Genomic DNA, 21,873 nt, shown 5'->3' with positions numbered 1-21,873 from the left:
CGGCAGGCCGTGCCGGGCGCAAAACCCCCATTGTAAGCCGCGCCGACAGGCAAGGCGGGCAAGGCGGCCTGCTTCCAGGCGCGCGAAAACGCGGCATTCGTGTTTGCGCTGTCAGATTTACCGACATTTTACGTCTTTGCCCTAGGCCGTGCGGGAAGGGCCGCACAGGCCCGGAAGGTGCCGGCCCAGACGATGATCCGCCTGTTCAAACACTACATCCCCCACGCCGTCATCCTGCTGTGGCTGGTCGATATCGTGCTGCTGATCGGCGCCAACGAGCTGTCGTGGCGTCTGCGCGCCGGCCAGATCGGCATCGAGGCAGGCGATCCGGTCCACCGGCTGCTGCCGCACGCGGGCTTTGCCGCGATGATCGTGATCGCGATGATCTCTGTGGGGGTCTACGGGTCCGATGCGCTGCGCTCGATGCGGTTTGCCGTGGCGCGGCTGCTGGTCGCCATCTCGCTGGGCATCATCGCGCTCTCGTTCTTCGATTTCCTGATCGGCGGGCAGAACTTCTGGCGCTCGACGCTGGCCTATTCGATGGCGTTCGGCATCGTCTTCCTGATCCTGAACCGCATGGTGCTGGGCAGTATGCTGGGCACATCGGCGTTTCGCCGCCGTGTGCTGGTGCTGGGCGCAGGCAACCGGGCGCAGCGCCTGCGCGATCTGGGCGACAAGCCCGAGGCCGGCTTCGTCATCGTCGGCTATATCGCCATGAGCGAATCGAGCCCGGTGGTGGAAGAAGCGATCGCCCGCTCGGCGATCCACAACCTCACCCGCTATGTCGAGAACCTGGGCGTCAGCGAAGTGGTGCTGGCGCTGGAGGAACGGCGCAACGCGCTGCCGCTGAAGGATCTGCTGCGGATCAAGACCGCCGGCGTTCACGTCAACGAGTTCTCCAGCTTCCTGGAGCGGGAGACCGGGCGAGTCGATCTTGACACGGTCAACCCGAGCTGGCTGATCTTTTCCGATGGTTTTTCGGCCGGGCGAATGTTCTCCAGCGCGGCCAAGCGGGTGTTCGATGTCACCGCCAGCGCGATCCTGCTGCTGCTCACCGCACCGCTGATCGTGGTCTTCGCGCTGCTGGTGAAACTGGACAGCAAGGGCCCGGCATTCTTCCGCCAGACCCGCGTCGGCCTGTTCGGGCAGAACTTCGATGTGCTCAAGCTGCGCTCGATGCGCACCGATGCCGAGGTGGATGGCGCCAAATGGGCTTCGAAGGACGATCCGCGCGTCACCCGCGTCGGCCGCTTCATCCGCAAGGTCCGCATCGACGAGCTGCCCCAGGCCTGGAGCGTGCTGCGCGGCGAGATGAGCTTTGTCGGCCCGCGCCCGGAACGGCCCGAGTTCGTCGCCGATCTTGAGGAGCAACTGCCCTACTACGCCGAGCGGCACATGGTGAAGCCGGGGATCACCGGCTGGGCGCAGATCAATTATCCCTATGGCGCCTCGATCGAGGATTCGCGCAACAAGCTCGAATACGATCTCTATTACGCCAAGAACTACACCCCGTTCCTCGATCTGCTGATCTTGCTGCAGACGCTGCGCGTGGTGCTCTGGCACGAAGGCGCGCGGTGATGGGGCTGGCCTTGCCCCAGATCTGGTACCTGCTGACACTGGCATTCGACGTGGCCGGCGCGATCGCCGCCGCAACGCTGGCGATCTGGATCTGGCCCCGGCGCGACAGCTTGGGGCAGGCGGGCACCGCGATCGTGCTGGCGCTGCTGCTCACCGCGATCTGGTGCATCGCCCAGGCCGCCTCGCACGGCAACAGCTTCGGCGCCGCGTTCGCCGAATCGGTGCGCAATCTGGCCTGGCTGATCGTGATCTACCGCCTGTTCGCCAGCGACGGGCGCCATGCCAGCCTTGCGCCGATCCGGCCGGTGGTGATCGCGCTGGCCTTCGTGGAAGTGCTGCACCTGGCGCTGGGCATGGCGGTCGTCCGCCTGCCGCTCGACTGGGACATCACGCGCACCGCGCTCAACGTCATCGTCATGTTCCGGCTGCTGGTCACGGTGGGCGGGCTGGTGCTGGTGCACAACCTCTATGCCGGCGCCTCGCGCGATGTGCGCCCGGCGTTGCGCTGGCCCACCGCCGCGCTGGCGGTGATGTTCGTGTTCGATCTCAACCTTTACACGATCGCTTACCTGGGCGGGCACTGGCCGGTCGAATTCGCCGCGGCGCGCGGGCTGGCGACGATCGCGATGGTCGGCCTGCTGGCGATCGGCGCCAGCAAGGGGCGCGACGTGCTGCGGCTGCGGCCTTCGCGCGCGGTGACGTTCCAGACCTTTTCGCTGCTTCTGATCGGCGTCTATCTGGTCGCGATGGTCGGCGTGGCGCAGTGGCTGTCCTATGCTGGCGGCGATTTCGCCCGGCTGGTCGAGCTGGGCTTCCTGACCATCGCCAGCGCCACCGCCGTGCTGGTGCTGCCGTCCAAGCGGATGCGCGGCTGGTTCAAGGTGGCGCTGGCCAAGCACTTGTTCCAGCACCGCTATGACTATCGCGAGGAATGGCTGCGGTTTACCCGCACGATCGGCAACAGCGGCTCGGCGGCGATGCCGCTGGGCGAGCGCGTGGTCCAGGCGGTGGCCGACATCGCCGATTGCCCGGCCGGCCTGCTGCTGACCGCCGGCGATCATGGCGACCTGACGCTGGCCGCGCGCTGGAACTGGCCCGAGATCGCAGTGCCGGCCACGGCCTTTCCCACGAAATCGCTGGGCTTTTTCGAGCGTGAGAACTTCATCGTCGATCTCGACGATATCCGCGCCGGCCATGACGATCGCGGCGAGACCGATCATGTCCCGGCCTGGCTGGTCGCGGATTCGCGCGCCTGGGCGCTGGTGCCGCTGATCCATTACGAGCGGCTGGTCGGCATCGTCGTGCTGGCGCGTTCGGCGGTGAAGCGCGGGTTCGACTGGGAGGATTTCGATCTGCTGCGCGTCGTCGGCCAGCAGCTGGCCAGCTATCTGGCCGAGAACGCCAGCCAGGAAGCGCTGGCAGAGGCGCGGCGGTTCGACGATTTCCATCGCCGCATCGCTTTCGTCATGCACGATATCAAGAACCTGGCCAGCCAGCTCAGCCTGCTGGCGCGCAATGCCGAGCTGCACGCGGAAAAGAAGGAATTCCGCGACGACATGCTGCTGACGCTGCGCAATTCGGCGGACAAGCTGAACGCGCTGCTGGCGCGGCTCTCGCGCTATGGCACGGGCGCGGTGGAGCGGCTGGAGCAGGTCTCCACCCGCGATGTGACCGCATCGGTGATGGCCATGTTCCATTCCGCCCCGCAAGTGACGCTGACCGAGAACCAGGATCTGACGATCACGGCGAACCGCCATTCGCTGGAGCAGGTGCTGGTGCATCTGGTGCAGAACGGCATCGATGCCAGCGCGCCGGGTGAGCCGGTGTTCCTCTCGGTTGCGATGGACGGGCTGGGCGCGCGGTTCGAGATCGTCGATTCGGGCTGCGGCATGTCGCCCGAATTCGTCCGCACGCGGCTGTTCAAGCCGTTCGTCTCCACCAAGAACGGCGGGTTCGGCATCGGCGCGTTCGAGGCGCGCGAACTGGTGCGCGCGATGCGCGGCCGCCTGGAAGTGGAATCGCGCGAAGGGCTGGGCTCGCGCTTCGTGGTGCGCATCCCGCTGAGCGCGACGACCGACGTCTACCAGAACTTCACAAGCAACGAGCAAAGAGTGGCCTGATGAGCGACACCAAACCCAAGCTGCTGGTGGTCGAGGACGATGCCGGCCTGCAGGCGCAGCTCAAGTGGGCTTATGAGGATTTCGAAGTCCTCGTCGCGGGCGATCGCGCGTCCGCGCTGGCGCTGCTGCGCTCCGAGGCGCCCGATGTGGTGACGCTGGACCTGGGCCTGCCGCCCGATCCCGACGGGGTGAGCGAGGGCTTTGCCGTGCTCGACGAGATCATGGCCTTGAAGCCCGACACCAAGGTGATCGTCGCCAGTGGCCACGGCGCGTGCGAAAGCGCGCTGCAGGCGATCGCCAAGGGGGCCTACGACTTCTACCAGAAGCCGGTCGATATCGACGCGCTGGGCCTGATCGTGCGCCGCGCGTTCCAGCTTCACCGGCTCGAACTGGAAAACCGCCGGCTTGCCGCCAAGGCCGGCACCGAGGACCGCGTGCTCGGCCGGATGATCACCGCCGCCCCCGAAATGGTACGCGTCGCCCGCACGATCGAGCGCGTGGCCAATACCAACGTCTCGGTCATGCTGCTGGGCGCGAGCGGCACCGGCAAGGAGCTGCTGGCGCGCGGGCTGCACGATGCCAGCGACCGCGCGAACGGCGCGTTCGTGGCGATCAATTGCGCCGCGATCCCCGAGAACCTGCTCGAAAGCGAGCTGTTCGGGCATGAGAAGGGCGCTTTCACCGGCGCGGTCAAGACCACCGAGGGCAAGATCGAGCAGGCCAATGGCGGCACCCTGTTCCTGGATGAAGTGGGCGACATTCCGCTGCAGCTCCAGGTCAAGCTGCTGCGCTTCCTGCAGGAGCGGGTGATCGAGCGCATCGGCTCGCGCGAATCGATCGCGGTCGACACCCGCATCGTCTGCGCCACGCACCAGGATCTGGAAGCGATGATCGCCGATGGCCGCTTCCGCGAGGATCTGTTCTATCGCCTGGCCGAGATCGTCGTGAAGATCCCGAGCCTGGCCGAGCGTCCCGGCGATGCGACGCTGCTGGCCAAGGCCTTCCTCAACCGCTTCGCCAAGGAAATGAACCCGAAGGTGCGCGGCTTTGCCGCCGACGCGCTGGCCGCGATCGATGCCTGGCACTGGCCGGGCAATGTGCGCGAGCTGGAAAACCGGGTGAAGCGCGCGGTGATCATGGCCGACGAAAAGCTGGTCTCCGCCGCCGACCTCGACTTGCGTGAGCCGGACGAGCAGACGATCAACGCGCTCAACCTCAAGACCGCGCGCGAGCAGGCGGACCGCAAGGTGATCCGCCACGCGCTGGCGCGCAGCGAGGGCAATATCTCCAGCACCGCCAAGATGCTGGGGATCAGCCGGCCCACATTGTATGACCTGCTCAAGCAGTACGATCTCCACGCCTGAGCGCTTCCGGCGGCCGGGCGCGATGATCGCGGCCGTGCTGCTGGCGGCGGCGGCTTTCGCCCATGCCGCGCCGGGGCGCGCCGAAGGGGCGGACGGCGGCGCGCTGGTCCAGGCGGGCCGGGCGGCGCTGTGGCGGGCCGATGGCATTGATGCCGAGGTCAAGCTGCGCGAGGCGCTCGATCGCGGCGTGCCGCGCCGCGCGGTGGCCGCCTACATGGGCGAGGCCTATCTGGCGCAGGACAATGCCGAAAAGGCGCGCGTCTGGCTCGGCCCCGGCGAATTCAGCCCCGATACCGCCGCCACCGGCTTTCGCGCGCTCGCGCGGCTGGAACAGCACGACGGCAACCTGCCGGCCGCGGGCCGCGCGTTTGACCGGGCGCTGGCGATCACCCCGAACGACGCGGGGCTGTGGGTGGAGATCGGCCGGCTGCGCTATGTCGGGGGCGAGCACCAGTTGGCGATCGACGCATCGCGCCATGCGCTGGACCTGGACCCGCGCAACGTGCGCGCGCTGGAATTCCAGGGCGAGCTGGTGCGCGATCGCTATGGCCTGGCCGCCGCGCTGCCCTGGTTCGAGGCGGCGCTGGCGCGGGCGCCCGACGATGTGTCGGTGCTGCTGCAATATGCCGCCACGCTGGGCGATCTTGACCGGGCGAGCGAAGCGGTCGCGGTGACGCGGCGGGTGCTGCAGCTCGATGGCAAGAATCCGCGCGCCTATTACTTGCAGGCCGTGCTGGCGGCGCGCGCGGGCAACTATGCGCTGGCCAAGGCGCTGATGAACCGCACGCGCGGCAAGCTGGACGATGTGCCGGGCACGATGCTGCTGGAAGGCGTGATCGAGCTGGCGGCGGGCAATTTCTCGGTGGCGAGCGAGGAGCTGGAACGCCTGTTGCAGCGCCAGCCCGCCAATGCGCGCGCCAAGCTGCTGCTGGCCCGCGCGCTCTATCTGGGCGGCGAATACCGTTACCTGACCCGGCGCTTTTCCGACGAGATCGCACGGCCCGACGCCTCTCCCTACCTGCTGACGGTGGTGGCGCGCGCGCACGAGGCGCTGGACGAGCGCGCCCTGGCCGGGCCGCTGCTCGATCGCGCGGCCTTGCCGCCCGCCGCGCCGCTCCATCCCGTGCCCGACAGCGGCCCGATCGGCGCCTTGCTGGCCGAGGGCCGCGCCAGCGAGGCCGAAGCGCGGACAGAGCGCGACCGGGCGGCGGCGCCGGGCAATTTCGACAACCAGATGCTGGCCGGTGACGTCCAGCTCATGCTGGGCCGGGCGGATGTGGCGCAGCAGCGCTATGCCGCCGCCGCGATGATCCGTATGCCCGAAAGCCTGATGCTGCGGCGCTTCCAGGCCTACCTGATCGCCGGCGACACGCGCGGCGCGAGCGAGCTGCTCGAAAGCTACCTGATGGAAAACCCCACCAGCCTGGCCGCGCTGCGCCTCACCGCGTGGCTCGCCGTCCAGTCGGGCGATGTGCCGCGCGGGCGCGCGATCCTGGAATACTTGCGCGCCCGTGGCGAGGAGCGCGACGTCCAGCTCCTGTCCGATCTCGCGCTGGTGCAGGTGCGGGCGGGCGATGCCCGGGCGGGCGTGGAAACCGCGCGCGCGGCCAGCCTGCTTCAGCGCGCGAGCCCGGTGGCGGCGCAGGCGTTCGGCCTCGGCCTGGCCGCGCTTGGCCAGGATCGGGGCAATGCCCTGGCCCTGCTGGACAAGGCGCGGCGGCTGATGGGCGACAGCCCCTTGCTGGCGCAAGCGCGCCTCAGGCTGGCCGGCGCGGGATAGCGCGCGGGCCGGTACGGCCTTCGCCGAAAGGCGCATTTCCAAACAGTCTCTCGGCGCTCGACAATCGCTGCCTGCTGCGGCATCGCTGCGCCGGTGTGGGGTTGGAGGAAGCCGTGACACGCCTGTTCGCCCGCATCGACCCGCTGGTGCGCCTGATCCTGGGCGCGATCCTGCTTGCCACGCTGCTGCCCGCCACGGGCGGCGCCTATGTGCTGGCGCAGGCGATCTCCACCGTCGCGATCTTCGTGCTGTTCCTGTTCTACGGGATGCGGCTTTCCCGGCGCGAGGTATGGGAAGGGCTGGGCAATCACCGGCTGCTGGTGCCGCTGGTGATCTGGGTGTTCGGCGTGATGGCGCTGGCCGGCTGGGCCGTCTGGCGCGCGGCCGAGCCGGTGGTGCCGGCATCGCTGGCGCTGGGCTTCCTCTATCTGGGCGTGCTGCCTTCGACCGTGCAGTCGGCCACGGTCTATTGCTCGCTGGCGCGCGGGAACGTGGCCAGTTCGGTGGTGGCGGCCGCCTTGCTCAACATCCTGGCGGTGTTCCTGACCGTGCCGCTCTATTCGCTGCTGGCCGGGAGCGAGGCGCAAGTCTTCGACGGGACCACGCTGGTCAAGGTGCTGACCATGCTGCTGCTGCCGTTCCTGATCGGGCAGGGGCTGCAGACGGTCACGCACGAATGGGTGATGCACCACCGCGCGGCGATCGCCATGATGGACCGGGGCGTGATCGCGCTGGGCGTCTATGTCGCGTTCTCGGGCGCGGTGGGGGACGGTATCTGGAGCCGGATGGACCCGGTCGCCTGGCTTGCGGTGCTGCTGGGCTGCGGCCTCCTGCTGGCTTTCGCTTATGGCGGGGCCTGGCTTCTGGGCGGCGCCTTGCGGCTTTCGCGCGGGGACCGGATCTCGCTGCTGTTCGCCGGCGGGCAGAAGAGCATCGCCATGGGCGCGCCGCTGGCGACGCTGCTGTTCCCCCCGGCGACCGCCGGCACGGTGCTGCTGCCGCTGCTCGTCTACCACCTTTCGCAGATGGTCGCCGCCGCGCCGATCGCCGGGCGGCTGGCGCGCGGGGCGCAGGGCGAGGCGGTCAGGGCTTAGGCTGGTAGGTCTGCTCGGGGCCGGGGAAGGCGCGGGCGCGCACTTCCCCGGCATATTTCGCGGCGGTTTCGGAAATCATCCCGGCAATGTCGCCATAGCGCTTCACGAAGCGGGGCACGCGTTCGAACATGCCCAGCATGTCTTCGGTGACAAGCACTTGCCCGTCGCACCGGGCCGATGCGCCGATGCCGATGGTGGGGATGTCGATGCTTTCGGTCAGCGCCACGGCGATCGGCTCGATCACGCCTTCGACCACGACGGCAAAGGCCCCGGCCTTGGCGATGGCATGGCCGTCGGCGATGATCTTCTCGTGCTCTTCCTGGCTGCGGCCGCGCGCCGCGTAGCCGCCCAGCGCGTTGACCGCCTGCGGCGTCAGCCCGATATGCGCCATCACCGGGATGCCGCGCGCGGCCAGGAACGCGATCGTTTCGGCCATGGCCGTGCCACCTTCCAGCTTCACCGCCGCGCAGCCGGTTTCGGCCATGACCCGGCTGGCCGAGGCGAAGGCCTGCTGCGGGCTCGCTTCATAGCTGCCGAACGGCATGTCCACGATCACCACCGAATGATAGCTGCCGCGCACCACCGCCGCGCCGTGCGCGATCATCATGTCGAGCGTGACGGGCAGGGTGGAAGGCAGGCCATAGATCACCTGGCCGAGCGAATCCCCGACCAGCAGCATGTCGCAGTGCGGATCGAGCAGTTGTGCCTGGCGGGCGGTATAGGCGGTGAGCATGACCAGCGGCTCTTGCGTCTTGCCTTCGAACTTGCGCCGCTGGATCGCGGGCACGGTAAGGCGCTTCATCGGCGCGGGCGTGGGATTGGCGCGGCTGGTCGCGGTGTCGAGTTGGAAGGTCGTGGACATGCCGGTGCTTCTAGCGTCGCGCGGGGATTCTGGCAAAGCCGGACCGGCGGTGGCGGTAAAGCTGGGGACTCGGTACGTTTGGCTCTTGCCAAGCCTCGGCTTGTCGCTAGCGTCGCGCAATTCCGCGTATTCTCTGGGGGTCTCCGCATGTTCGGTCGCGTAAAATCGCTCGACGCCATCTTGGCGACGGCAGAAAAGAAATCGCTTCATCGCTCGTTAGGGCCCGTGCAACTGACGCTTCTGGGGGTTGGCGCGATCATCGGCACCGGCATTTTCGTGCTGACGGCGGCGGCGGCGCAGAAGGCCGGCCCCGGCATGATGTGGAGCTTCGTCATCGCCGGCTTCGTCTGCGCGGTGGCGGCGCTGTGCTATTCCGAGCTGGCTTCGATGGTTCCCGTGTCCGGCTCCGCCTATACTTACAGCTATGCCGTCGTCGGCGAACTGCTGGCCTGGATGGTCGGCTGGGCCCTGATCCTGGAATATGCGGTTGCCGCCAGTGCCGTGTCCGTCGGGTGGTCGGGCTACTTCATGGGACTTCTCAAGAGTTTAACGGGGTTTGAGCTACCCGCCGCGCTATCCGCCGGGCCGATCTGGTCGTTGAGCGGGGTCGATTTCAGCGCGGGCATCATCAATGTTCCGGCGATCGTGGTCGCGCTGGCCGTCACCTTGCTGCTGATGATCGGTACGAAGGAAAGCGCCACGTTCAACGCCGTGCTCGTGGCCATCAAGGTCGCCGCGCTGACCATGTTCGTCGTGCTCACCTTGCCGGCGATGCAGGGCCAGCACTTCGCCCCCTTCACTCCCAACGGCTGGTTCGGACCCGCCGGGACGAGCGGCCTGGGCGTCGTGGGCGCGGCGGCGTCGATCTTCTTCGCCTATGTCGGCTTCGATGCGGTTTCGACCGCGGCGGAAGAAACCAAGAACCCCCAGCGCAACGTGCCGATCGGCCTGATCGGCAGCCTGGGGATCTGTACCGTGTTCTACCTGCTGGTGGCGGCGGGCGCGATCGGCGCGGATGGCGCGCAGCCCACCGCGCTGGGCGTGCAGCCCGGTTCGCCCGAATTCACCGCGCAGTGCGCCGCGCTGGCGCAGAAGGGCGAAGTGCCGCTGGTCTGTTCGAACGAGGCGCTGGCCCATGTCCTGCGCTCGATCAACTATACCTGGGCGGGCGATCTTATCGGCCTGGCCGCCAATCTGGCGTTGCCCTCGGTCATCCTGATGATGCTTTACGGCCAGACGCGCATCTTCTTCGTCATGGCGCGTGACGGGCTGCTGCCCGAAAAGCTGGCGACGGTGCACCCCAAGTGGAAGACGCCGCATATCGTTACCCTCATCACCGGCGTTTTCGTGGCGATCGCGGCGGCGCTGCTGCCCGTGGGCCAGCTGGCCGACATCTCGAATTCCGGCACTTTGTTCGCGTTCTTCATGGTGTCGCTCGCGGTGCTGATCCTGCGCGTGCGCGATCCGGGCCGCCACCGTCCGTTCCGCACGCCGCTGATCTGGGTGGTCGCGCCGATTTCGGTGCTGGGCTGCCTGCTGCTCTATTTCAACCTGCCGACCGAGGCGATGCTGGTCCTGCCGGTGTGGGGGGCGATCGGCCTCGTGTTCTATTTCGGCTATGGCTATCGCAAGAGCCACGTCGGGCTCGGCCGGTTCGAGGTGCACGAAGAGGATGTCGATGCGCCGCCGCAGCCGGTGCCGCCGATGCCCGGCGGTGCCGAGCTGGACTGATCGGCGCTGGATTGATCGGTAAGGGGGCCTGCGGGCCCCCTTCCTGTTTTCCGGGGCCATCTTGGCCGGCCGCAAGGCAGGCATTGCGAATCGCGCTCGATAAGAACATAAATAGAACATAGATGTTCGAAAGATGCGATTCGATGCCCGATCTCCCATTCGCGACGGTCTTGCCGCCCCCGGGGCAGAGCGCGCTTCAGGCCGCCGAATGGCGTCCGGGAAACCGGGGCGAGGGGGCCGCGCATACCGAGATCTTCGCTACGGCCGATCATGGCGCGGGGGCGGCGCTGGCGCTGGCCTTCGCGCTGGACCGGATCGACCCGGCCGATGATCGCATGTGGCTCTGGGTGCAGGACCGCGAAGCGTTGCGGCGCACCGGGCGGCCTTATCGTCCGGGCCTGCCTCGCGGCTTGCGCCATCGCCTGATCCATGTCGCGGCGAAAAGCGCGGAAGACGCGCTGTTCGCGCTGGAAGAAGGGCTGCGCTGCCGCGATCTGGCTTTCGTGATCGGGGAGATTGCCGGCAATCCCCGCGCGCTCGATTTCACCGCTTCGCGCCGGTTCAGCCTGGCCGTCGAACGGCACGGGGTGCCGTTCTGGCTGGTCCGGCTCGACGCGCGGCGCGACTTGTCCTCGGCGCGGATGCGCTGGCATGTGGAGCCCGCCGCTTCGCCGCCGCCCCGCTGGAACCCGCAGGCGCCGGGCCACCCGGCCTGGCGGGCCGAGCTGTTCCGCGCCCGGGGCCATCCGCCGGGCGAATGGCTGCTGCGCGGCGATGCCGCGGCCAGGCTGGACGGGACCGGGCCGGAGGGGGCCGGGCTTCTGGCGGAGCGGGTGGATGGCGCGGCGCAGGCCGGGGCCCTGGCCCGATGCCCCGCCGCGTCCTAGCGATCTGGTGCGCGCGGCTGGCGATTGATCGCTGGCGGCTGGGCGAAGGGCTGGCGCCGGGCGAGGGGGCCGATGCCGCCCCGCTCGCGCTGATCGCCGAAACCGCGCACGGGCCGCGCATCGCCGCCGCCAATGCCCCCGGGCGCGCGGCGGGGGCGGCGCCGGGCATGATGTTGGCCGATGCGCGCACGCTATGCCCCACGCTCGCGGTCGCCCCGGCGGACCCGGCGGGCGATCTCGCGTTCCTTGAACGCCTGGCGATCTGGGCGCAGCGCTGGGGGCCGGGCAGCGCGCTCGATCCGCCCGATGGCCTGATCGTCGATATCAGCGGCGTCGCGCACCTGTTCGGCGGGGAACGGGCCTTGCTGGCCGATGCCCGCGCGGCTTTCGCGCGCCGCCGGCTCACGGTTCGCCTCGCCGTGGCGCCGACCGCCGGCGCGGCCTGGGCGCTGGCGCATCACGGCCCCGATGACGCGATCCTGCGCCCGCGCGACGATCCCGCCGCGCGGCTGGCGGATTTGCCGGTGGCGGCGCTGCGGCTGGATGACGCGACGATCACGGTGCTGCGGCGCCTTGGCCTCAAGCGGCTGGGCGATCTGCACGGCGTCGCGCGCGCGGCGCTGGTCCGGCGCTTCCGCGATCGCCGCTCACCCGCGGCCAATCCGCTGATCCGCATGGACCAGCTGCTGGGCCGCGTGCCCGAGCCGCTGCTGCCGGTTATCGCGGTGGAGCCGCCGCTGGTCCAGCGCCGGCTGCTGGAGCCGATCCGCCACCGCGACTTGCTTGACCGGGTCGTCGCCGATCTGGCCGGGGACATGGCGCGCCGGCTGGAAAGCCGTGCGCTGGGCGCGCGCCGGCTGGAACTCGGGCTGTGGCGGGTGGACGGCGAAGTCATCGTCCGGGTGCTCGAACTGGCCGCGCCGAGCCGCGAGGCCGGGCATATCGCCGGCCTGTTCGGCCGCAAGCTGGATGATGTCGATGCCGGTTTCGGCATCGAGCTGGTGCGCCTGCGCGCGCCGTGGACCGAACCTTTCGCGCTGGCGCAAGGCGATTTCGAGGCTGCGGCCGAAACCCATGGCACCAGCCTGGCCGCCTGCATCGACCGGCTGACCGTGCGCCTGGGCGCCGGAGCGGTGCGCCGCCCGGTGCCGCGCGCCAGCCACCTGCCCGAACGCGCGCAAGGCTGGCAAGGCCCGCTCGAACCGGAAAAACCCTTGCAAGATACATTCGAATTCCATGACAGGCCCTTGAAATTGCTCGATCGGGTAGAACCGATCGCGGTCATCTACGAAACCCCAGACGGCTTGCCGCGCCGTTTCCGCTGGCGTGGCCAGGTGCATGAGATCACCCGCGCTGAAGGGCCCGAACGGATCGCGCCCGAATGGTGGCGCGAACGCTCCTCCACCCGGTTGCGCGACTATTACCGGATCGAGGATGGGGCAGGGCGGCGCTACTGGATCTATCGCCTGGGCCTGATCGGCGACGGGCGCGGCGGCGTGCCCGGATGGTTTCTGCAAGGGATCTGTGGATGAGAAGGAACCCACCAGCCTTCTCTCGCCTGAAGGGAAGAGGGCTTTGGCCGCGTGCCCATGCCTGATATCCCGCTCACGCCCGATCGCCGCCGTGCCAGGGTCGATGCCATCGGCGTGCCGCCGCGCGCGCCGTTCGTCGAACTGGGCGTGGCAAGCTGCTTCTCGTTCCTGCGCGGGGCTTCGGACGCGGTCGACCTTGTGACCACCGCCCGTATGCTCGGCTACGATGCGATCGGCATCGCCGATGCCAATTCGATGGCGGGCGTGGTGCGCGTCCATGCCGAGGCCAGGGCACTGAAGCTGCGCCCGGTGATCGGTTGCCGGATCGAGACGGTGGAAGGGCTGGTGTTCCTTGCCTATCCGACCGACCGTGCCGCTTACGGGCGGCTGTGCCGGCTGATCTCGGCGGGGCGGATGGGCACGCTTGCGGGCGCGTGGCAGGCCAAGGGCGTGTGCGAGATCTCGCTCGCCATGCTGGCCGTCCATGCCGAGGGGGTGCGGCTCGTGCTGGTGCCGCCGCGCGATCTGGCCGCGCGGTTCACCGTGGCGGTGGCAAGCAATGTCGTCCCCCTCCCGCTGGGGGAGGGACCGGAACCCGAACCGCCTGCTCCCAAGGAAGCGCGGTTGACCGCCCCGATCGCCGAAATCCTGCCCCATCTCGCGGCGCGATTGCCCGGCTTGCGCCACATTGCCGCCTGTTATTGCCATGCCGGTAACGACGTGGCGCGGATCGCCGCGCTCGATGCCATGGCGCGGGCGAACGGCATGACGATCCTGGCCACCAACGACGTGCTCTATCACGCGCCCGATCGCCGCCCCTTGCAGGACGTGATGACCGCGATCCGCCACAAGACCACGGTGGCGCGGGCGGGCTGGCTGCTCGAAGCCAATGCCGAACGCCACCTGAAATCGCCCGGGGAGATGGTGCGCCTGTTCGAACGCTGGCCCCACGCCATCGCGGCGGCGCGCGAAGTGGCCGATGCCTGCACCTTCAGCCTGGAGGAGTTGCGCTATGAATATCCCGAGGAAAGCTATCCCGACGGGCTCGACGCGCAGCAGCATTTGGAACGGCTGACCTGGGAAGGCGCGCGCCACCATTACCCGAACGGCGTGCCGGAAAAGGTGCGGGCCGCGCTGGCGAAGGAGTTCGCGCTGATCGGCAAGAAGCAGCTTGCGCGCTATTTCCTCACCATCCACGGCATCGTCGCTTTCGCGCGGGCGCAGGAGCCGCCGATCCTGTGCCAGGGGCGCGGATCGGCGGCCAATTCGGCGGTGTGCTTTTGCCTGGGCATCACCTCGGTCGATCCGGCGCATCACGAGCTGCTGTTCGAGCGCTTCATTTCCGAGGACCGCGACGAGCCGCCCGATATCGACGTCGATTTCGAGCATGAACGGCGCGAGGAAGTGATCCAGCACATCTATGCCAGATATGGCCGCCACCGCGCCGGCCTGTGCGCCACGGTGATCCACTACCGCCCGCGCATGGCGATCCGCGAGGTGGGCAAGGCGATGGGGCTGTCGGAAGACGTGACCTCCGCGCTCGCCCGCACCGTCTGGGGCAGCTACGGCGATGAAGTGGCGGAAAAACATGCGGCCGAGATCGGACTGGACTTGTCCGATCCGCACTTGCGCCGGGTGCTGAAACTCACCGAACAGATGATCGGCATGCCGCGCCACCTTTCGCAGCATGTCGGCGGCTTCATCCTCACCGAAGGGGCGCTCACCGAAACCGTGCCGATCGGCAACGGCGCCATGCCCGATCGCAGCTTCATCGAGTGGGACAAGGACGACATCGACGAGCTTGGTATCCTGAAAGTCGATGTGCTCGCGCTGGGCATGCTCACCTGCATCCGCAAGTGCTTCGATCTGCTGGGCGCACACCATGGCCGCGCGCTGACGCTCGCCACGGTTCCGCAGGCGGATACGCAGACTTACGACATGCTGTGCCGGGGGGATTCGCTCGGCGTGTTCCAGGTGGAAAGCCGCGCGCAGATGAACATGCTGCCGCGCCTGAAACCCCGCATATTCTACGATCTTGTCATCGAGGTCGCGATCGTGCGGCCGGGGCCGATCCAGGGCGATATGGTGCATCCCTATCTGAAGCGGCGGAACGAGCAGGAAGCCGTCACAATTCCCTCGCCGGCGCCCGAGCATGGCCCGGCGGACGAATTGACCTCTATCCTGGGGCGCACGCTGGGCGTGCCGATCTTCCAGGAACAGGCGATGAAGATCGCGCTGGACGCGGCGAAGTTCGACAGCAGCGATGCCAACCGGCTGCGCAAGGCGATGGCGACATTCCGTTCGCGCGGGAACGTGCACGAGTTGGAAGGCCTGATGGTCGGCCGGATGATCGCGCGTGGATACGATCCCGAATTCGCCCAGCGCTGCTTCAACCAGATCAAGGGTTTCGGCGAATATGGCTTTCCCGAAAGCCACGCGGCCAGCTTCGCGCAGCTCGTCTACGTTTCAAGCTGGCTCAAGTGCCACTATCCCGCCGCCTTCGCCTGCGCGCTGCTCAATTCACAGCCGATGGGCTTCTATGCCCCCGCCCAGATCGTGCGCGACGCGCGCGAACACGGCGTCCCGGTGCTGCCGGTGGACGTGAACGCCAGCGCGTGGGACTGTACGCTGGAATCCGACGGGGACCCTTCGGACTCTCCCGTCGCCCTGCGGCTCGGCTTCCGGCAAGTCGATGGCTTTCCCGAACATGCCGCCGCCCGGCTCGTCGCCGCGCGCGAGGCGGGCGGGGCGTTTCGCGATATCGCCGAACTGCGCGAGCGGGCAGGGCTTTCGCCCGCGCATATCGAGAAGCTGGCCGCGGCCGATTGCTTTTCCTCGCTCTCGCTGGGCCGGCGGCAGGCGCTGTGGGATGCGCGCGGCCTGATCGCCGCGCCCGATCTGCCGCTGTTCGCCGCCGCCGCCGCGCGTGACGAAGGGGCGGAACGGGCCGAGACCCGGCTGCCGGCCATGCCGCTGTCGGAGGAAGTGATCACCGATTATCAGACGCTGCGGCTGTCATTGAAAGCCCATCCCATGGCCTTTTTGCGCGCCAGCCTGGCCGAACGCGGCTTCACGCGCGCTGGCGATCTGCGCGCGCGCAAGGTGCGCGCCATGGTGCGGGTGGCGGGGATCGTGCTGATCCGCCAGCGGCCCGGATCGGCCAAGGGGGTGTGCTTCATCACGCTGGAGGACGAGACGGGCGTGGCCAACCTGGTGGTCTGGCCCGATCTCATGGAGCGCCAGCGCAAGGTGGTGATGGGCGCGCGGCTGATGGAAGTGCGTGGCCGGGTGGAATACGATGACGAGGTGATCCACGTCATCGCCGCGCATCTGGCCGATGCGACGGCCGATCTGCATCGCTTGTCCGAAGACCTGCCGCCGCCGCCCAGCGCGCGGGCCGATCACGTTGACCATCCGCTGCCTGCCAGACATGGGCTGGAAAGCCGCCGGCATATGCCGCGCCACGGCCATCCCCGCGATTTGCGGATCATCCCCCGGTCACGCGATTTCCATTGAAGAGGGCGCGGCTCCCCCCTCAGCAGCGGGTCAGCTTGTGCTTGGGATCGTTGCCGATCTGCGATTCCATCGTCTTGTCGTCGACAATGATCAGCGCGATCTTCTGCGGATTGCCGACCATTTTCAGCATACCGTCTGCAAGGTTCCAGCGTTCGAACGGGCCGACCATCGTGCCGTCGGCCTTGAATTCGATGGCGAGCGCGCAATCGCCCTCTTCGCCCCACTTGCCCACCATGAAGTCCCTGGTCGGCTTCGCGCCGGGCGTGGCCCCGGTCATGGCCACCGGGCTGGCCGTGGCCTGGGCCGGGGCGGCGCTTGCCGTTGCCGTCCCGGTCGCGGCGGCGGTTTCCCCGGACGCGGCTTCAGTGCTTTCGGACTTGCAGGCGATCAGCGAAAAAGCCGCGATCGCGGCCAGGCCATGGTAACGCTTCATCGGTCTTTCTTCCCCCAAACGAGCAGCCATTTCCCGCCTGCATAATCGCGTGGCCCGGGCACGGCGAATCAAATCATGCGCGCGCGATCGTGATCGTCGCGCGGGCTCTGGCATCGCCGGCCGCGCTCGGGCAGGATGGGGGCATGGAATTCGAGATCGTCCCGGTCACGCGCTACAAGCAGAACTGCTCGCTCGTCTGGTGCGAGCGGACCCGGCGCGCGGTGGTGATCGATCCGGGCGGCGATCTGTCCGAGATCCTCAACCTGATCGACCTGCTGGAGCTTGCGCCGGAATGGGCACTCGTCACGCACGGCCATTTCGATCACTGCGGCGCGGCGGCGCAGTTCGCGGAGTTGACCGGCGCGCGGATCGCCGGCCCGCATCGCGGCGACGCGCACCTTGTCGCCAACTTGCATGAGCCGGCGGAACGCTATGGCGTGCCGGCGCGGGATTTCACGCCTTCCCGCTGGCTGGAGGATGGCGACGAGCTGCGCTTCGGCGAGGAAGTGCTGCAAGTGCTGCATTGCCCCGGCCACAGCCGGGGACATGTCGCCTATTTCAGCCCTTCGCGCCGGCAGGCATTTGTCGGCGACATCCTGTTTCGCGGCACGATCGGTGCCTGGGAGCATCCCGACGGCGATCTGCCGACGCTGGTGGATTCGATCCGTGGCAAGCTGTTCGCGCTGGGCGACGATGTCGCCTTCGTGCCCGGCCATGGCGCCTCATCGACCATGGGACGCGAGCGGGCCGAAAATCCCTTCGTGGGCGATGCGGCGATGGCCCGCTGGCGCAAGCGCGACCCGGCCTGATCGCGCCCTCCGTCCCGGCGCATCAACCTAAGACGATCACACTCTCAGGCCGGCCCGGCCGAAGTGGTATCGAATTCCACGCCGAACAGGTTGTCTTCCACCCAGCGCACCATGCCCCACAGCAGCCGGCCGTCGGGCATGGCCATGCTCACCACTTCGTTGACCGTGGGCGGCGCGCCTTTCGCGGCGGCGCTGAAACCGCGCGAGGACACGTCGCGCACGATGATGTCGAGCACTTCGTCGCGCGCGTTGCGCAGTTCGAACTTCACCAGTTGCGGCCGGCGCCTTTCGCGAAAGATCGGCGTCGGCTTGAACCCCGCGCTCTTCATGGCTTGCTTGCCCTCTCGTTTCGGCCGGCCCTGGGCGCCCCGCCGCCGGCATTTCCCTTATCCGCGCCGCACGCCTTCGCCATACCCGCGCTCAGGCGGCCACGGCGGCCGATTCGCGGCCCATGGCATAAGTACGCACCAGGAAATCATAATAATCGTGTGGCAGGGCATCGGCAAATTCCAGGCCCGCGCTCATCCCGGCGGCCCAGGCGACGAAGGCCATCGCCGGCTTGCGGCCCGGCAGCGAGATCGTCACCGCCTCGTCGCGGGACAATCCCTCGATCCCCTCGATCCGGGCGCCCTTGTGGCTGAGATCCTTGAGCACGACCGTCACGTTTTCCAGGTTGCGCCGGAAGCGGGCGAGCATCTGCACCTGCCGGCGCGTCTCGCATCGCCGGCCGGTGTGCGCGCCACTGTCAGTGAAGGCCATGTGCATTATCCTTGCCCGCCGGTTAACTGCTTTCCCTAAGGACGTGCGCGGATCGGGATTTTAAAGGAGTTTAGGGAAAATCGCCGATCGCCGTGGGAAACGAGGGGGAAAATGAGCCGCCGCCAGCACGGCCAGCCGGGCAATCGGGCCTGAAGTCACAAAGCTGTCGTCAATTTGGTCCAGACCAGAATGGCAATGGCTCATCCTCGATTCGAACGATCGGCGCGCGCGCCTGTGGCACGGGCGGCATTTCTTGTCGCCGGTGGGCTGGCCGCGTTCGGCGCCTATTTCGCGATGTACGCCTTCCGCAAGGCGTTCGCGGCCGGAACATATGCCGACATGGGGCCGCTGCCGCTCGGCCTCGATTACAAGACCGGGCTGCTGATCGCGCAAGTGATCGGCTATGCCTTGTCCAAGCTGATCGGCATCCGCGTCATCGCCGAGTTCGGCCGCCAGGGCCGGGCGGCGGCCATCCTGTGCCTGATCGGCGGTTCGTGGCTGGCACTGGTGCTGTTCGCGGTGCTGCCGCAAGGCTGGGGCCCGCTGTGCCTGCTGCTCAACGGCTTGCCCCTGGGCATGATCTGGGGCCTCGTCTTTTCCTATGTCGAGGGCAGGCGCTGCTCCGAACTGCTGGGTGCGATGCTCTGCGCGAGCTTCATCCTGTCGTCCGGGGTGGTGAAATCGGCGGCGGTCTGGCTGATGCAGCACGGCGTCAGCGAGCATTGGATGCCCGTGGCGACGGGGGCCGCATTCGTGCCGGTGCTGCTGGCCTCGCTATGGATTCTGGAAAGCCTGCCCCCGCCCGACGCGCGCGACGAGGCGGAGCGCACTGTCCGCCTGCCGATGCGGCGGGGCGATCGCGCGGCGTTCCTCAACGAGCATGGCTTGGGCCTGGCGGTGCTGGTGACGGGTTACGTGCTGCTGACCGCGCTGCGCGACTTTCGCGACAATTTCGCCGTGGAGCTGTGGACCGCGATGGGGCTGGGCGATGTCGCGTCGATCTTCTCGCAAAGCGAGCTGCCGGTGGCCGTGATCGCGCTGGCCGGCCTTGGCGTGCTGATGCTGGTGCGCAACAATCTGCACGCGCTGCTGGCGATGCATGGCATTATCGTGTTGGGCGCGCTGCTGATGGGTGGCTCCACGCTGGCCTTCCAGGCCCACCTGCTGGGGCCGCTGCCGTGGATGATCCTGACGGGGGCGGGCCTCTACCTTGGCTATACACCTTTCAACGCCATGCTTTTCGATCGGATGATCGCCGCGCTGGGCCGGGCGGGCAACGCGGGCTTCCTCATTTATATCGCGGATTCCTCGGGCTACCTCGGCAGCATCGCGCTGCTGCTCTATCGTAGCTTCGCGGCGCCGATGATTGATTGGCTGCCTTTCTTCATCGGTTGCGTCTATGCCACCGCCGTGCTGGTGAGCCTGCTGACCTTGCTGTCGGCGCTGCAATTCCTCCGGTCGGGACAGCAGATGGTCCGCGCCCATGCATGACGTGATCGTCGTCGGCGCGGGCATCGTCGGCCTTGCCCATGCGCTTGCCGCCGCGCGGCGCGGCAAGCGGGTGCTGGTGATCGATCGCGATGCCCGTGCCAATGGCGCTTCGATCCGCAATTTCGGCTTCGTGACCGTGACCGGGCAGGAACGCGGCCGCGTCTGGGATCTGGCGCGGCGCAGCGCCGCGATCTGGCGCGCGATCGCCGGGCCGGCCGGCATCCGCATCGAGCAGGAAGGGCTGCTGCTGGTCGCGCGGCGGCCGGAAGCGGCAGCCGTGCTCGACGCTTTCCTGGCGACCGGGATGGGCGAGGGCTGCACCCGGCTGACCGGCACCGAGGCACAGGCGCTGTGCCCCGCGATTCCGTCGGCGGCGGCGGCGCTTCTCAGCCCGCATGACTTGCGCGTCGAATCGCGCACGGCGATCCCGCTCCTCGCGCAGTGGCTGGAGCGGGCGCATGGCGTCACCTTCCGGCGTGGCACCGCCGCCCTCCGTGCCGAGACGGGCGTGGTCCATTGCAGCGACGGCAGCTACCGCGCGGAGAGCATCATCCTGTGCCCCGGAGACGATTGGGCGACGCTTTGCCCCGAAATCCATGCCCAGGCGGGGATCGTGCGCTGCAAGCTCCAGATGATGCGGCTGGCGGCGCCCGGCTGGAGCTTGCCCGCCCCGGTCATGAGCGATCTCAGCCTGATCCGCTATCTGGGCTATGCCGCCTTGCCCGAAGCGGCCGCGCTACGCGCCCGGCTGGAGCGTGAGGCACGCCAGGCGCTGGATTACGGCATCCACCTGATCGTGGTGCAAAGCGCGGACGGCAGCCTGGTCGTCGGCGACAGCCACGACTATGCGCCCACGCCCGATCCGTTCTCGGCCGATGCCGTCGATGGCGAGATCCTGCGCCAGTACGAGGCGGTGCTGGGCCCGGCACCCCCGGTTGTCGAGCGCTGGACCGGAACCTTCGCCTCCGCATCCGGCCACAGCATTGTGCGCGCGGCGAGCGAGGGCGTGACGCTCGTCGTCGTCACCAGTGGGACCGGCGCATCCACCGCATTTGCGCTGGCCGAGGATGTGGTCGGCGGTATTTTCGATAGTAAGGGGAGAGCGTCATGCATCCAGGATTGAAGGCGGTCGTGTTCGATTGGGCCGGCACGATGATCGATTTCGGCAGCCGCGCGCCGGTCGTCGCGCTGTGCAAGCTGTTCGAGGCGGCGGGCGTGCCGCTGACCGAAGCCGAGGCGCGCGCCGACATGGGCATGGCGAAAAGCGATCATATCGCCGCGATCCTCGCCAGCCCGCGCGTCCATGCGGCCTGGACGGCGGCGCATGGCACCGCGCCGGGCGAGGCGGACGCGGCGGCGCTGTTCGCCGAGATCGGCCCGATGATGCGCGAGGCCGCGCGCGAGTGCGCCCAACTCATCCCCGGCGCGGCCGATGTCGCCGCGCGCCTGCGCGCGGACGGCGTCAGGATCGGCTCCTGCACCGGCTACACGCGTGAGATGATGGCCGACATCCTGCCCTTGGCCGAGGCGCAAGGGTATAAGCCCGACGTGCTGGTCTGCGCCGGCGACACGGCGGTCGGGCGGCCATCGCCGCTCATGCTGTGGAAGAACCTGGTCGAGCTCGGCGCCTGGCCGGCGATGGCCTGCGTGAAGGTGGACGATGCCGAGGTCGGCATCGCCGAAGGGCGTTCGGCCGGCGTGTGGACCATCGGCGTCGCCGCCAGCGGCAATGGCGTGGGCCTCTCGCGCGAGGATTTCGCGGCACTTTCGCCCGAGGAGCGCACCGCCCGCGTCGGCGCCGCCCGCGCCGCGCTGGCGAAAGCGGGGGCGCATCTGGTGATCGATACGGTGGCGGACTTGCCCGAGGCGCTGGCGAAGCTGCCGATCGGTTAGCGCGGCCGCTCGCTTCGGGCCGGA

Annotated in this window: 17 protein-coding genes; 13 read left to right on the top strand and 4 right to left on the bottom strand. The window is 68.4% G+C overall.

The features are described 5' to 3' along the window. Nucleotides 1-192 precede the first annotated feature (192 nt). The 5 genes from PYV00_RS04760 (at nucleotide 193) to PYV00_RS04740 (ending at nucleotide 7,936) form a co-directional block, all read left to right on the top strand. Nucleotides 193-1,578: a TIGR03013 family XrtA/PEP-CTERM system glycosyltransferase gene (locus PYV00_RS04760; RefSeq protein WP_275227124.1), complete on the top strand. Its 1,386-nt coding sequence runs from the start codon at nucleotides 193-195 to the stop codon at nucleotides 1,576-1,578. Then, entirely contained in the window at nucleotides 1,578-3,698 is a 2,121-nt protein-coding gene (prsK, locus tag PYV00_RS04755) for an XrtA/PEP-CTERM system histidine kinase PrsK (RefSeq protein ID WP_275227122.1), read from the top strand. Before PYV00_RS04760 ends, prsK begins: the two co-directional genes overlap by 1 nt. Further along, nucleotides 3,698-5,062 carry a PEP-CTERM-box response regulator transcription factor gene (gene prsR / locus PYV00_RS04750; protein WP_275227121.1) on the top strand — a complete coding sequence of 455 codons (1,365 nt, stop codon included), beginning with the start codon at nucleotides 3,698-3,700 and terminating at the stop codon, nucleotides 5,060-5,062. The genes prsK and prsR overlap by 1 nt, the downstream gene beginning before the upstream one ends. Further along, nucleotides 5,028-6,842, top strand: coding sequence for a tetratricopeptide repeat protein (locus tag PYV00_RS04745; protein ID WP_275227119.1), 1,815 nt, complete (start codon nucleotides 5,028-5,030; stop codon nucleotides 6,840-6,842). The genes prsR and PYV00_RS04745 overlap by 35 nt, the downstream gene beginning before the upstream one ends. A 113-nt stretch (nucleotides 6,843-6,955) precedes the next feature. Then, a complete protein-coding gene (locus PYV00_RS04740) occupies nucleotides 6,956-7,936 on the top strand; it encodes a bile acid:sodium symporter family protein (protein ID WP_275227118.1) in 981 nt (326 codons plus the stop codon). On the opposite strand, the gene panB is transcribed toward PYV00_RS04740, so the two are convergent. Beyond that, a complete protein-coding gene (panB, locus tag PYV00_RS04735) occupies nucleotides 7,926-8,798 on the bottom strand; it encodes a 3-methyl-2-oxobutanoate hydroxymethyltransferase (RefSeq protein ID WP_275227117.1) in 873 nt (290 codons plus the stop codon). The genes PYV00_RS04740 and panB overlap by 11 nt on opposite strands. Before the next feature lie 147 nt (nucleotides 8,799-8,945). Between panB and PYV00_RS04730 the strand changes: the two genes are divergently transcribed. The 4 genes from PYV00_RS04730 to PYV00_RS04715 all read left to right on the top strand — a co-directional run bounded on the left by PYV00_RS04730 (nucleotide 8,946) and on the right by PYV00_RS04715 (nucleotide 16,464). Next, complete coding sequence (locus tag PYV00_RS04730) at nucleotides 8,946-10,529, top strand: amino acid permease (RefSeq protein ID WP_275227116.1); 1,584 nt, start codon at nucleotides 8,946-8,948, stop codon at nucleotides 10,527-10,529. Between the two features lie 122 nt (nucleotides 10,530-10,651). Continuing rightward, nucleotides 10,652-11,416: a hypothetical protein gene (locus PYV00_RS04725; RefSeq protein ID WP_275227115.1), complete on the top strand. Its 765-nt coding sequence runs from the start codon at nucleotides 10,652-10,654 to the stop codon at nucleotides 11,414-11,416. Then, nucleotides 11,398-12,948: a DUF6504 family protein gene (locus tag PYV00_RS04720; RefSeq protein ID WP_275227113.1), complete on the top strand. Its 1,551-nt coding sequence runs from the start codon at nucleotides 11,398-11,400 to the stop codon at nucleotides 12,946-12,948. Before PYV00_RS04725 ends, PYV00_RS04720 begins: the two co-directional genes overlap by 19 nt. 57 nt (nucleotides 12,949-13,005) lie before the next feature. Next, entirely contained in the window at nucleotides 13,006-16,464 is a 3,459-nt protein-coding gene (locus PYV00_RS04715; protein WP_275227112.1) for an error-prone DNA polymerase, read from the top strand. Nucleotides 16,465-16,483: 19 nt separating this feature from the next. Here the strand turns inward: PYV00_RS04715 and PYV00_RS04710 are convergent, their stop codons facing one another. Further along, the gene (locus PYV00_RS04710) at nucleotides 16,484-16,897 is read right to left on the bottom strand and encodes a hypothetical protein (RefSeq protein ID WP_275227111.1); all 414 of its coding nucleotides are present in this window, start codon (nucleotides 16,895-16,897) and stop codon (nucleotides 16,484-16,486) included. A gap of 143 nt (nucleotides 16,898-17,040) precedes the next feature. On the opposite strand from PYV00_RS04710, the gene PYV00_RS04705 reads away from it, so the two are divergent. Further along, the gene (locus PYV00_RS04705; RefSeq protein ID WP_275227110.1) at nucleotides 17,041-17,706 is read left to right on the top strand and encodes an MBL fold metallo-hydrolase; all 666 of its coding nucleotides are present in this window, start codon (nucleotides 17,041-17,043) and stop codon (nucleotides 17,704-17,706) included. A 44-nt stretch (nucleotides 17,707-17,750) separates the two neighbouring features. Here PYV00_RS04705 and PYV00_RS04700 read toward each other — a convergent pair whose 3' ends face one another. Further along, nucleotides 17,751-18,035: a histidine kinase gene (locus PYV00_RS04700; RefSeq protein ID WP_275227108.1), complete on the bottom strand. Its 285-nt coding sequence runs from the start codon at nucleotides 18,033-18,035 to the stop codon at nucleotides 17,751-17,753. Nucleotides 18,036-18,126: 91 nt separating this feature from the next. Continuing rightward, a complete protein-coding gene (locus tag PYV00_RS04695; RefSeq protein ID WP_275227107.1) occupies nucleotides 18,127-18,465 on the bottom strand; it encodes a hypothetical protein in 339 nt (112 codons plus the stop codon). Between the two features lie 234 nt (nucleotides 18,466-18,699). On the opposite strand from PYV00_RS04695, the gene PYV00_RS04690 reads away from it, so the two are divergent. The 3 genes from PYV00_RS04690 to phnX are packed head-to-tail and all read left to right on the top strand — an operon-like array spanning nucleotide 18,700 to nucleotide 21,849. Further along, entirely contained in the window at nucleotides 18,700-19,956 is a 1,257-nt protein-coding gene (locus tag PYV00_RS04690; protein ID WP_275227106.1) for a DUF5690 family protein, read from the top strand. Continuing rightward, nucleotides 19,949-21,079, top strand: a complete 1,131-nt coding sequence (locus PYV00_RS04685) for a TIGR03364 family FAD-dependent oxidoreductase (RefSeq protein WP_275227105.1) — start codon at nucleotides 19,949-19,951, stop codon at nucleotides 21,077-21,079. The genes PYV00_RS04690 and PYV00_RS04685 overlap by 8 nt, the downstream gene beginning before the upstream one ends. Beyond that, a complete protein-coding gene (gene phnX / locus PYV00_RS04680) occupies nucleotides 21,064-21,849 on the top strand; it encodes a phosphonoacetaldehyde hydrolase (protein ID WP_275227104.1) in 786 nt (261 codons plus the stop codon). The genes PYV00_RS04685 and phnX overlap by 16 nt, the downstream gene beginning before the upstream one ends. Nucleotides 21,850-21,873: the final 24 nt, after the last annotated feature.

It is taken from the genome of Novosphingobium album (ex Liu et al. 2023) (assembly GCF_029076845.1).
In the GTDB taxonomy this organism is placed as follows: Bacteria; Pseudomonadota; Alphaproteobacteria; order Sphingomonadales; family Sphingomonadaceae; genus Novosphingobium.
The sequence above is the reverse complement of the archived record's forward strand: the minus strand, read 5'-3'. Positions and strand labels throughout refer to the sequence as shown.

Coding starts and splice junctions, on each gene's coding strand:
- PYV00_RS04760 (WP_275227124.1), top strand. CDS start 193: ATGATCCGCCTGTTCAAACACTACATCCCCCACGCCGTCATCCTGCTG.
- prsK (WP_275227122.1), top strand. CDS start 1,578: ATGGGGCTGGCCTTGCCCCAGATCTGGTACCTGCTGACACTGGCATTC.
- prsR (WP_275227121.1), top strand. CDS start 3,698: ATGAGCGACACCAAACCCAAGCTGCTGGTGGTCGAGGACGATGCCGGC.
- PYV00_RS04745 (WP_275227119.1), top strand. CDS start 5,028: ATGACCTGCTCAAGCAGTACGATCTCCACGCCTGAGCGCTTCCGGCGG.
- panB (WP_275227117.1), bottom strand. CDS start 8,798: ATGTCCACGACCTTCCAACTCGACACCGCGACCAGCCGCGCCAATCCC.
- PYV00_RS04730 (WP_275227116.1), top strand. CDS start 8,946: ATGTTCGGTCGCGTAAAATCGCTCGACGCCATCTTGGCGACGGCAGAA.
- PYV00_RS04725 (WP_275227115.1), top strand. CDS start 10,652: ATGTTCGAAAGATGCGATTCGATGCCCGATCTCCCATTCGCGACGGTC.
- PYV00_RS04720 (WP_275227113.1), top strand. CDS start 11,398: ATGCCCCGCCGCGTCCTAGCGATCTGGTGCGCGCGGCTGGCGATTGAT.
- PYV00_RS04715 (WP_275227112.1), top strand. CDS start 13,006: ATGCCTGATATCCCGCTCACGCCCGATCGCCGCCGTGCCAGGGTCGAT.
- PYV00_RS04710 (WP_275227111.1), bottom strand. CDS start 16,897: ATGAAGCGTTACCATGGCCTGGCCGCGATCGCGGCTTTTTCGCTGATC.
- PYV00_RS04705 (WP_275227110.1), top strand. CDS start 17,041: ATGGAATTCGAGATCGTCCCGGTCACGCGCTACAAGCAGAACTGCTCG.
- PYV00_RS04700 (WP_275227108.1), bottom strand. CDS start 18,035: ATGAAGAGCGCGGGGTTCAAGCCGACGCCGATCTTTCGCGAAAGGCGC.
- PYV00_RS04695 (WP_275227107.1), bottom strand. CDS start 18,465: ATGGCCTTCACTGACAGTGGCGCGCACACCGGCCGGCGATGCGAGACG.
- PYV00_RS04685 (WP_275227105.1), top strand. CDS start 19,949: ATGCATGACGTGATCGTCGTCGGCGCGGGCATCGTCGGCCTTGCCCAT.
- phnX (WP_275227104.1), top strand. CDS start 21,064: ATGCATCCAGGATTGAAGGCGGTCGTGTTCGATTGGGCCGGCACGATG.